The following is a 9,639-nucleotide window of genomic DNA, read 5'->3' as shown; positions in this document are numbered from 1 at the left end:
CCGACCTGTTCGACGAAACCACCATCCACACCCTCGGCCACCGCCTCCAACGCATCCTCACCACCATCGCCACCAACCCCCACACCCCCATCGGCGACATCGACATCCTCGACGACACCGAACGGGAAATGGGAAGGGCCGCAACGGTTGCCACCCCATCGCCGAGCGCGGCGGCGACCGCGGGCACCACACTCACCCAAGCGCTCGTCGCCGCGGTCGAGGACGACCCCGACGCCCCCGCCATCCTGTCCGACGACGAGCTGTCCTACCACGATCTGGAGACCCGCTCCTCGCGTTTGGCGCGGGTGCTCATCGCGCGTGGTTGCGGCCCCGGCGCGGGCGTGGCGCTGCGCTTGGACCGCGGCATCCAGGCCGTCGTCGCCACCTGGGCCGTGCTCAAGACCGGCGCCGCCGTCGTCCCCGTCCCCACTGACGACGCCGCACTACCCGACCACCTCGAGATCAAGACCGGCCTGACCGCCGGCGGTGCGTTCCCGACCGCCACGGTCGACTGGCTGGCCCTCGACGACCCCGCCCTGACCGCCGAAATCGCCGCCGAATCACCACGACCGGTCACCTACGCCCACCGCACCCGCCCACTGCGCGGCAGCGACCCGGCATTCGCCGGACAACAGGTCCTCAGCTACGACGACCTCGCCGCGGCAGCCGCGCGATTGCGCGACCGGGACGAACTCACCTACGAATCCGAGATCCCCTACCGCGACGAAGCGAGATCCTCCGAGGGTGTGATCGCGCTGGTCGCCGCCGGGATGGTCGGCGCTGCGGTCGTCCTCGACGCCGAGGGCGAGGTGCTCACCGGCGAAGACGTGACCGGTTGATCGTCGCGGCCGGGCAGCGCTCAGCTGAAGTGGACCACCGAGAGCGTGCCCGCCGCAATGCAGTACGTGGCGAACGGCAGTAGGGTCCGAGTCTGGAAGTAGCGCTCCAGGAACCGTACTGCCAGCCACGACGACGCCCCGGAAACGACGGCGCCGAACAGCACCGGTCCACGGATGCCTTCGGTCTCCGGGCCGACCAGTTCCGGTAGCTCCAGCACTCCGGCGCCGAGAATCGCCGGAGTGGCCAGCAGGAACGCGAATTTGGCCGCGTGCTCGCGCGCGAGACCGCGCCACAAGCCGCCGACCATGGTCAGGCCCGCCCGGCTGAAACCGGTCAGCAGCGCACCGGCTTGGGCGAAGCCGATACCGAGGGCGTCGGCCGTCCCCAGGGCGGCCAGCGGCCGGTCGGACTGGCGGGGAGTCCGCGCCACGGCGGTGACGGTGCCTCTGCGCGCTTCCTGCCGAGCGAACCGCCGGCCGTATTCGGCCAGCGACGGCTCGTTCCGCCGGCGCAGACCCTCACCGATGATCAGCACGACACCGTTGAGCGCGAGGAAGATTCCGGCGTAGAACGGCGTGCCGAACAGCGCGTGCAGCGGATGTTCCAGCAGGAAGCCGAGCACGCCGACCGGAATGGTGGCGATCACGATCAACCATGCCAGCCGCTGCGGGATGGTGTCGAGGCGCCCGGTGCGCAGCGTGGTGAAGAAGCCCGCCACGATGACGCACCAGTCGCGCCAGTAGTACCCGAGCAGCGCCAGCGCGGTGGCCACGTGCAGCGCCACCACGAACGCCAGATACGGTGTGCCGGAATCGGCTTCGCCCTGGCCGGTCAATCTCTCCCAATCGCCTCCGAGCCATGCCGCGACCAGCACGGAGTGCCCCAGGCTGGAAATCGGGAACAGTTCGGTGACCCCTTGTACCGCCCCGATCACAGTCGCTTGAAAGTATGTGAGCATCGTTTCGAGTCTCGCACGCGCGCAAGGCAACTGTGTGCGGGCCTCTCCCGGCAGTCGCCGCGACGGTTCCGACGCGGCGAGGAGGGGTGATGACCGGGACACGCGAGTCGGCCTCGCCGACGGTGAAAACCACTGTCGGCGAGGTCGATGCCGCTCAGGCGGTGGCGCCGGAGGATTCGGCGAGCATGTCCAGGGCGATGTCCACGATGAGATCCTCTTGTCCCCCGACCAACCCCCGACGTCCCACCTCGAGCAGGATCGTGCGCACGTCGATGCCGTAGCGCCGGGACGCGGTCTCGGCGTGCCGCAGGAAGGACGAGTAGATCCCGGCGTAGCCGAGCGTGAGTGTTTCGCGGTCCACGCGCACCGGGCGGTCCTGTAGCGGGCGCACCAGATCGTCGGCCGCGTCCTGCAGCGCGAACAGATCGCAGTTGTGCTTCCAGCCGTGCAGGTCGGCGACGGCGACGAAAGGTTCGATCGGGCAGTTGCCCGCGCCGGCGCCGTGGCCGGCGAGCGAGGCGTCGACCCGGGTGACGCCTTCTTCGACCGCCACCACGGAATTGGCCACCGACAGGGAGAGATTCTCGTGCGCGTGGATGCCGATCTCGGTGCCGGGGTCGAGCGCATCCCGGTAGGCGCGGACCCGGTCACGGACGCCGTTCATGGTCAGCCGGCCGCCGGAGTCGGTGACGTAGACGCACTGCGCCCCATAGGATTCCATCAGTTTCGCTTGTTCGGCCAGGCGAGCGGGTTCGGCCATGTGCGACATCATCAGGAATCCGGAGACGTCCATGCCGAGTTCCCGCGCGGTCGCGATGTGCTGGGCGGACACGTCGGCTTCGGTGCAGTGGGTGGCCACGCGCACCGATCGCACGCCCAGCCGGTAGGCGTGCTTCAGTTCTCGAATGGTGCCGATGCCGGGCAGCAGCAGCGTGGTCAGCCGGGCGTGGGTGAGGTTGGCGGCGGCGGCTTCGATCCACTCCCAGTCGGTGTTGCTCCCGGGACCGTAGTTCAGGCTGCCGCCGGCGAGACCGTCGCCGTGGGCGACTTCGATGCCGTCGACACCGGCCGCGTCGAGCGCCGCCACGATCCGGCCGACGTCGGCGGGAGTGACGCGGTGGCGCACCGCGTGCATGCCGTCGCGGAGGGTGACGTCTTGGATGAACAGTCGGGTGGTCATCGCAGCGCTTCCTGTCCCGCCGGCGTCGCGGCGATCGTGTCGGCGATGGATTCGGCGTAGCGCACCGCCGCCGAGGTCATGATGTCCAGATTTCCCGCGTAGGCCGGGAGGTAGTGGGCGGCGCCTTCGACCTCGAGGAACACCGTGACCTGATGGGTGGGCGCCGCGGCCGTGCCAGGCGTCAGGAGGGTGTGCACCGGCTGGTCTCGCGGCACGGCCGTGATCTGCACCTGCTGCTTGAGGCGGTAGCCGGGGACATAGGTGGCCACGTGCGCGATCATCTGCTCCACGGATTCCCGGATCGCCTCGTGCACGCCGGGATCCGGCGTGGTGATCAGGCACAGCACCGTATCGCGCATGATCAGCGGCGGGTCGGCCGGATTGAGGATGATGACGGCCTTGCCGCGCGCCGCGCCGCCCACCGTTTCGATCGCGTGCGCGGTGGTCTCGGTGAACTCGTCGATATTCGCGCGCGTGCCGGGACCGGCGGACTTCGAGGCGATGGACGCGACGATCTCGGCGTAGGCCACCGGTGCGACGCGGGAGATGGCCGCGACGATCGGGATGGTGGCCTGCCCGCCGCAGGTGACCATGTTGACGTTGGGCGCGTGGCGGTGCTCGTCCAGGTTCACCGCCGGGACGACGAATGGTCCGAGCGCGGCGGGTGTCAGATCGATCAGGCGTTTGCCGAGTGGTTGGAGCACCGCGGCGTGGGCGGCGTGGGCTTTGGCGGAAGTCGCGTCGAAGACCACGTCGATCTCGTCGAAGTTCGGCAGTTCCAGCAGGCCCTGGACGCCGTCGGACGTGGTGGGGACGCCGAGTCTGCGCGCGCGGGCCAGACCGTCGGATTCCGGGTCGATGCCGACCATCGCGCCCATCTCCAGGACGGTCGAGTGCCGGATCACTTTGATCATCAGATCGGTGCCGATGTTGCCCGATCCGATCACCGCGACTTCGAGGGTGGCGGGGTTGTCGTTCATGGTCTCACTCCCGAATGAAGGTCGCGGTCACCGAACCGAGTCCGGTGATGTCCGCGGTGACGGTTCCAGGGCCCTCGATCGGGGCCATCGGTCCGAGCGCTCCGGAGAGCACGATCTGCCCGGCGCGCAGCGGACGACCGAACTCGCGCGTGGTCCGCGCCAGCCAGGCCAGGGCGTGCAGGGGATCGCCGAGGCAGGCCGCGCCGGTTCCCGTCGAGACTTCGACGTCGTCGATCGACATCCGCATCCTGGTGGAAACGGGCTCGAAGGAATCGAGGGTGCGGCGTTCGTCGCCGAGGACGAACAAACCGCTGGAAGCGTTGTCGGCGACGGTGTCGCCGAAGGTGATGTCCCAACCGGCGATGCGGCTGTCGACGATCTCGAGCGCGGCCACGGCGTAGTCGACCGCGCCGCGGACCTGCTGGTCGTCGAGTGGTCCGTCGGCCAGGTCCGCGCCGAGCACGAACGCGATCTCGGCTTCGGCCTTCGGCTGCAGCAACCGGCTCAGCGGCACGGGCGTGTCCTGCCGGTAGCGCATGTCGTCGAACAGCACTCCGAAGTCCGGTTGATCGACACCGAGCTGCCGCTGCACCGCCGGGGAGGTCAAGCCGATCTTGCGGCCGACCACCTCGGCGCCCGCCGCGATGCGCTCGGCGGTCAGCAATTCCTGCACCGCGTAGGCGGCGGCCACGTCGCCGGAACCGATCAGATCGCGTACCGGGGCGCACGGGGTGCCGGAGCGGGCGGCCGCGCCGAGCAGGTCGGCGGCGGCGATCGTGGCGGTGTCCGCGGAGCGTTGGTCGAGGTCTGGAGGTAGCGGCATCGGAAGTCCCGGCTCTCGTGAGAAGTGAACGGTGACCTCACTGTCGCCGCGGAAGGAATCCGTCCGCCAGCATCGCGTTCCACTGAGCCGAACGCCGCCGCGATAGAGTCGGCGCGGCGAAGGAGGTGAGCGGTGCCATCCGCGTTCACTGGCCGTGCGGTAGACGGTTCGACCGTGCTGGGCAAGATCATGGCCGTACTCGAGGCGTACTCGATCGACGACACCACCTTGACCCTGGCCGAGCTGGGGCGGCGGACCGGCATTCCGAAGGGGACCCTGCACCGGGTCCTCGCCGACATGGTGAGCGTCCGGCTGCTGGACCGGACCGACGCCGGGTATCGGCTCGGCGGGTACCTGTTCGAACTCGGGATGCGCGCCTCGGTGGAGCGAAGTCTGCTCGAGGTGGCCATTCCGTTCCTGGAGGAACTCAACGCCCGGATCCACGAGACCGTGCATCTGGGCGTGCTCGACGGCACGGATGTCGTGTATCTGACGAAGATCGGCGGACGCAGGCAGGCCAGCGCCCCCTCCCGCATCGGTGGCCGCATGCCGGTGCACTGCACCGCCATCGGCAAAGTGCTCCTCGCCAACGCCGACGCGGCGCTTCGTGACCAGGTGCTGGCCGGACCGCTGCGCCGCTACACCCCGCGCACGATGGCCCAGCCGGGCACGCTGCGCAACCAGCTCGATCGGATCGCGGCCGACGGCGTCGCCTTCGAATTCGAGGAATCCGCGCCCGGCATCGTCTGCGTGGCCGCCCCGGTTCGCGAGTCGGAGGACGTGGTCGCCGCGATCAGCGTGGCAGGCCCGTCCCATCGGTTCCAGCCCGAGACCCACGCGGCATCGGTCCGCGCGGCCGCCGACGGCATCGGAGCCACCCTGACCCGGCGGGCCCGGTTGTTGTCCGCGCCTCCTTCCTGAGCCACGAGGAAGGCCCCGCCCGGCACGGATGCCGGACGGGGCCGGGTGAGCGAACGCTCGCCGGGGTTGCTCCCCCACTACCTACTTGGCCGGTGCGACCGGCGGCTGATTGACAGTGGCGAAGTACTGGATGGCGGCGCCCAGCGCCACCGGAGCCGTGACCAGGATCTGACCGGCGAGGGTGCCCAGCGCGCCGACGGCGATGATGCCGCCGAGGCAGCCGATGGCCGCGGCCGGGATGAACGCGCCGAACAGGCCGACGATCGTGGAGGCCGCGACCGTCGCGCCCGCGATGCCACCCAGGATGCAGCCGACGGCGCCGCCGCCGAGACCGCCGACCAGGGTGCCGAGGGTGGCGCCCATGGTGATGGTGCTGGTCATGCGGGTCCAGGCCGCCTGCTCACGGTCGTAGTCGGTCTTCCAGGGCGCCTTGTCCTCGAACGGAAGGGCGACCGGCTTGTAGGTGGCGTGCGCCAGGTCGAACTGCGGGGTCAGGGTGGCGGTGTGGTCCGCGATCTCGGCAGCGATCGGGAACTCGAAGTCATCGACCCGGAAGGTCAGCGGCATGCCGGTGAGCACCGTGCCGTTGGCGGCCTTGACCTTGAACACGCCATCCTCGACGACCATGGAACCGGCATCGGTCGTGATGATGGACTGGGTATCGGTGGCGCGAGCCGTGAAACCGACCGCGTCCTCCGCTTCGGGCTGGGCGCCGGCCGAGCCGGAAGCGATCCCGACCGCGGCGACGAGACCCGCGGCCACCGTGACGATTTTCCTCATCCTTGTTTTCTTTCCTCTCGGCTCTTCCTGGGTGTCGGCGCGCCGAGTGCACCGGATGCCGAGCGCGGACAGCGCCCGGCAGGTTGTTGATGATGTGCTGTGTGGTGTCGGTGCGACCCACGTCACTTCCGTGTGGGAAGTAGTGGAACGGTGCCTGAGCGCGTCAGGCCAGGTCAACCGATTCGGTCCACTCAGCTGACCAACCGATCGAAAAATTCGCGAGATCTTCGCCGCGGATTTGCTAATCCGGGGCACGCCTCGACTCTTCGGTATGCGTCCGCCGCGCGCTATGCCGAACGCGCGAGTGTCCGGTTGATCCCCATGGCCGCGGACTTCAGCGGGCCGGACATCCGGTCGAGGTTCATCCGAGCGGTGGTCGTGGACATCCCGACCGCCCCGATCAGAACCGACTGCGGCCCGAACACGGGCACCGCCGCGCTCACCACGCCGAGGGACATCTCCTCGGCTTCCACCGCCAGCCTGTTCTGCCGGACGATGTCAAGTTGGCGGTACAGATGCGCCGCCGAGGCGACCGTTCGTCGGGTGAACGCCGACAGCCCGTTCTCCACCACCTGCGCGACCACATCGGTCGCGGAGAACGCGAGAATCGCCTTGCCCGTCGCGGTCGCGTACAGCGGCAGCCGTCCCGCGACCCGGGACGGTATCTCGACCGCGCCGTGGCCGGAGAGCTTGTCGATGTAGAGCACGTCGAGACCGTCGCGGATGGCGAAATGGACCGTCGCGGACGTCGCGGCATGGAGTTCCTGCAGGTACGGCAGCGCCGCATCGCGCAGAACCCGTTGCGTCGGCACCAGTTGCCCGAGCTCGAACAGGCGCAGGCCGAGGCGGTATTTCGTCCCCGAGCGTTCGAGGACACCCCACTCCACCAGGGCGTTCGCCAGCCGATACGTCGTCGCCTTGGCGACTCCGCTGCGGCGGGACAGTTCGGTGAGCGACAACGCCACCGACTCGGCGTCGAAGGCTTCCAGCAGCAACCTTGCCTTGCCGAGTACCGATTGCATAGTCGAGCGCCTCCAACTAACCAGGCGGTCCACAGGCCGGACCAAAATCTGCAACACCATACCGTTGCGTATTTTTCGCTGAACCGCGGCCGCCCACCCGCCGCGCACCCCGGAAAGCAGGCGTGGGCAGGCGGAAATCCCGGCTGATTGCCGTTCGCTGACGGGTTCCCAGCGAGTATATCCATCTGTTACATTACCGATGCGGAGCCTATATAAAGCCGTGCTGCTCCCCGTCCGGACGACAACGCAGTCAGCGGACATCCGTCCCGACAAAGACGTCGGCAGGCCGACAACGGCGTCGGCCGCAAACGGATCCACACATCACGAATCGCCGCGAGCCCGCCCGTGCCTCGCATGCGACGGCCCGAGATCGGTCGACGTCCGCCCGCCCGGTCGTCCGATATCCGAGCCGATTCGCGCCGCGCGGCACGCCGGAACACTCGTGGCGACGCCCCGCCCCGATCGGACTTTTCAGCCGGAGGAACCCATCGACATGCCGATCAATTTCCTGAGCGGGCTCGATCTGATCGCCGCACTGGATGTGCGCAATGTCGAAGCTCATCTCGCCGATGCCGTCGAGAACTGCTCGGCTTGCGCCACCACCGCCAATCCGGGGCCCCGCTGCCCCGCCGGCCTCGCCGCCCGGATTCGCGCCGCCGCCGCGGGCAGCACCGCATCGGCTCCGCTGACGGCGATCGAGATCGTCGACAAGCTCCTCGCGCTGCGCAGGACACCCCAGCCCGACAGCGCGTAGCGCACGGTCACGACGCGACACCTCAGCGGCGTGATCGGCGCATCCGGACTACCCTCCGCTGACCGGTGCGATCGTGCGCGGAGAGGGGGATCAACTCGATGTGGCCTGGGTTCGGGGGAAGCGGTGACCCATGACATCCGCCCACCATGCGCTCAAACGGGACTCGGGCCAAATGATCCGGTCTCGATCCTCGTCGTCGGTGCTGGGCATGTTCGCGTCCTCGATCACGATGTAGTTCCTTTGCGCCGTCCAACCTCGGAATGGGGCCCTCGTCCTCGGGTGCGGCGCAAGCTATTCATGACATCGTTGTCCAACCGGCCGGTGGTCGAGCAGCGGGGATACCCCGAATCGCGTACCGGCACGACCGCGCTGTCGAGCCGATACGTGCACCGGGTACCACTCGCGACCATAAACAAACCGTTCTTTCGGTACCGCTTCGCGGAACATGCCGCGCCGTTCGCGCGCGGCCGAGTTCTCGGTGCCGACACGGCCGCGATCCGGCCGGGCGCAGGCTACTCGTGGACCTGGGCGTCGATTGTGGGATGCGCGGCGCCGCTGTCCGCACCAAGGCCGGCGAGCAGGCGCAGCCCGTCCTCGGCGGGGCTGCCGGGGGCCGCCGACAGCACCAGCAGCTCCATGCCCGAGGCGTCCGGTAGGGCGAAGTTCTCCTGGTGCAGTTCCAGCAGTCCGACCAGCGGGTGCCGGTACGCCTTGCGTCCATGGGTGCGGGCGCGCACGTCCGCGCGAGCCCACAGCCGGCGGAAGCGCTCGCTGCCCATCGCCAGCTCGCCGATGAGTGAGGCAAGCCGGGGATCCTCGGGGTACTTGCCCGCGGCCAGGCGCAGGTGCCCCACCACGTCGAGGGTGCAGGTCTCCCAGTCCGCGTAGAGGCCGCGCTCGGCCTCCTCGAGAAAGATGTGCCTGGCGGTGTTCAGCCCCGGCATGGGCCGGCCGTAGAGCAGGCCGGCGAGGCGGTTCCCCGCGCGCACGTCCAAGCGATGGTCCATGATCAGCGCGGGCGCGTCGGTGACCAGGTCCAGCACGCGCAACAGTTCCGGCCGAATTCGCCCGCCCGGCGCCTTCGCCCGGCGGCGGCGCTGGCGGGCCAGCCGGTAGAGGTGCTCGCGTTCGGTGTCGTCGAGACCCAGGACGCGGGCGAGCGCGTCGAGGACCTGTTCGGACGGCTCGGTCGCGCGGCCCTGCTCCAGGCGTACGTAGTAGTCGACGCTGACCCCGGACAGGTGCGCGACCTCTTCGCGGCGCAGCCCTTCGACCCGGCGGCGCCTGTCGGTGGGGATGCCGACGGTCGCCGGATCGACCCGGGAACGCCGGGTTCGCAAGAAGCCCGCGAGATCGTCCATGCCCCCAGTATGGCTGCGGC

At 69.2% G+C, this 9,639-nt stretch carries 10 protein-coding genes; 3 read left to right on the top strand and 7 right to left on the bottom strand.

Going from position 1 to position 9,639, the window contains the following annotated elements:
* A partial coding sequence (locus tag U3653_RS10510) for an AMP-binding protein (RefSeq protein WP_195079409.1) occupies positions 1–839 on the top strand: 839 nt, incomplete at its 5' end.
* A gap of 20 nt (positions 840–859) precedes the next feature.
* Here the strand turns inward: U3653_RS10510 and U3653_RS10505 are convergent.
* The 4 genes from U3653_RS10505 to U3653_RS10490 form a co-directional block, all read right to left on the bottom strand.
* The gene (locus U3653_RS10505) at positions 860–1,798 is read right to left on the bottom strand and encodes an undecaprenyl-diphosphate phosphatase (RefSeq protein WP_195079408.1); all 939 of its coding nucleotides are present in this window, start codon (positions 1,796–1,798) and stop codon (positions 860–862) included.
* 154 nt (positions 1,799–1,952) lie between these two features.
* Complete coding sequence (gene dmpG, locus U3653_RS10500) at positions 1,953–2,978, bottom strand: 4-hydroxy-2-oxovalerate aldolase (protein WP_195079407.1); 1,026 nt, start codon at positions 2,976–2,978, stop codon at positions 1,953–1,955.
* A complete protein-coding gene (locus tag U3653_RS10495; RefSeq protein ID WP_195079406.1) occupies positions 2,975–3,958 on the bottom strand; it encodes an acetaldehyde dehydrogenase (acetylating) in 984 nt (327 codons plus the stop codon). The genes dmpG and U3653_RS10495 overlap by 4 nt, the downstream gene beginning before the upstream one ends.
* Positions 3,959–3,962: 4 nt before the next feature.
* Positions 3,963–4,781 carry a 2-keto-4-pentenoate hydratase gene (locus tag U3653_RS10490; RefSeq protein ID WP_195079405.1) on the bottom strand — a complete coding sequence of 273 codons (819 nt, stop codon included), beginning with the start codon at positions 4,779–4,781 and terminating at the stop codon, positions 3,963–3,965.
* 189 nt (positions 4,782–4,970) lie between these two features.
* Between U3653_RS10490 and U3653_RS10485 the strand changes: the two genes are divergently transcribed.
* On the top strand, positions 4,971–5,702 hold the full coding sequence (locus U3653_RS10485) for an IclR family transcriptional regulator (protein WP_195079472.1): 732 nt from the start codon (positions 4,971–4,973) through the stop codon (positions 5,700–5,702).
* Between the two features lie 81 nt (positions 5,703–5,783).
* Here the strand turns inward: U3653_RS10485 and U3653_RS10480 are convergent, their stop codons facing one another.
* Complete coding sequence (locus U3653_RS10480) at positions 5,784–6,482, bottom strand: DUF8020 domain-containing protein (RefSeq protein WP_195079404.1); 699 nt, start codon at positions 6,480–6,482, stop codon at positions 5,784–5,786.
* Between the two features lie 287 nt (positions 6,483–6,769).
* Positions 6,770–7,564: an IclR family transcriptional regulator gene (locus U3653_RS10475; RefSeq protein ID WP_323124039.1), complete on the bottom strand. Its 795-nt coding sequence runs from the start codon at positions 7,562–7,564 to the stop codon at positions 6,770–6,772.
* A gap of 433 nt (positions 7,565–7,997) precedes the next feature.
* Here U3653_RS10475 and U3653_RS10470 point away from each other — a divergent pair, with 433 nt between their 5' ends.
* Positions 7,998–8,258 (top strand): hypothetical protein, encoded by a 261-nt coding sequence (locus U3653_RS10470; protein WP_195079403.1) that lies wholly within the window; start codon positions 7,998–8,000, stop codon positions 8,256–8,258.
* A gap of 512 nt (positions 8,259–8,770) precedes the next feature.
* Here the strand turns inward: U3653_RS10470 and U3653_RS10465 are convergent.
* The gene (locus U3653_RS10465) at positions 8,771–9,619 is read right to left on the bottom strand and encodes a helix-turn-helix transcriptional regulator (RefSeq protein WP_195079402.1); all 849 of its coding nucleotides are present in this window, start codon (positions 9,617–9,619) and stop codon (positions 8,771–8,773) included.
* Between the last annotated feature and the right edge of the window lie 20 nt (positions 9,620–9,639).

Origin of the sequence: Nocardia implantans (assembly GCF_035544775.1) — a bacterium.
GTDB lineage: Bacteria > Actinomycetota > Actinomycetes > Mycobacteriales > Mycobacteriaceae > Nocardia > Nocardia implantans.
This window is presented reverse-complemented; position numbering and strand designations above follow the sequence as displayed.

Excerpts from the sequence above, each read along its gene's own strand:
- U3653_RS10495 (WP_195079406.1), bottom strand. The coding sequence starts at position 3,958 with ATGAACGACAACCCCGCCACCCTCGAAGTCGCGGTGATCGGATCGGGC.
- U3653_RS10505 (WP_195079408.1), bottom strand. The coding sequence starts at position 1,798 with ATGCTCACATACTTTCAAGCGACTGTGATCGGGGCGGTACAAGGGGTC.
- dmpG (WP_195079407.1), bottom strand. The coding sequence starts at position 2,978 with ATGACCACCCGACTGTTCATCCAAGACGTCACCCTCCGCGACGGCATG.
- U3653_RS10470 (WP_195079403.1), top strand. The coding sequence starts at position 7,998 with ATGCCGATCAATTTCCTGAGCGGGCTCGATCTGATCGCCGCACTGGAT.
- U3653_RS10465 (WP_195079402.1), bottom strand. The coding sequence starts at position 9,619 with ATGGACGATCTCGCGGGCTTCTTGCGAACCCGGCGTTCCCGGGTCGAT.
- U3653_RS10475 (WP_323124039.1), bottom strand. The coding sequence starts at position 7,564 with ATGGTGTTGCAGATTTTGGTCCGGCCTGTGGACCGCCTGGTTAGTTGG.
- U3653_RS10480 (WP_195079404.1), bottom strand. The coding sequence starts at position 6,482 with ATGAGGAAAATCGTCACGGTGGCCGCGGGTCTCGTCGCCGCGGTCGGG.
- U3653_RS10485 (WP_195079472.1), top strand. The coding sequence starts at position 4,971 with ATGGCCGTACTCGAGGCGTACTCGATCGACGACACCACCTTGACCCTG.
- U3653_RS10490 (WP_195079405.1), bottom strand. The coding sequence starts at position 4,781 with ATGCCGCTACCTCCAGACCTCGACCAACGCTCCGCGGACACCGCCACG.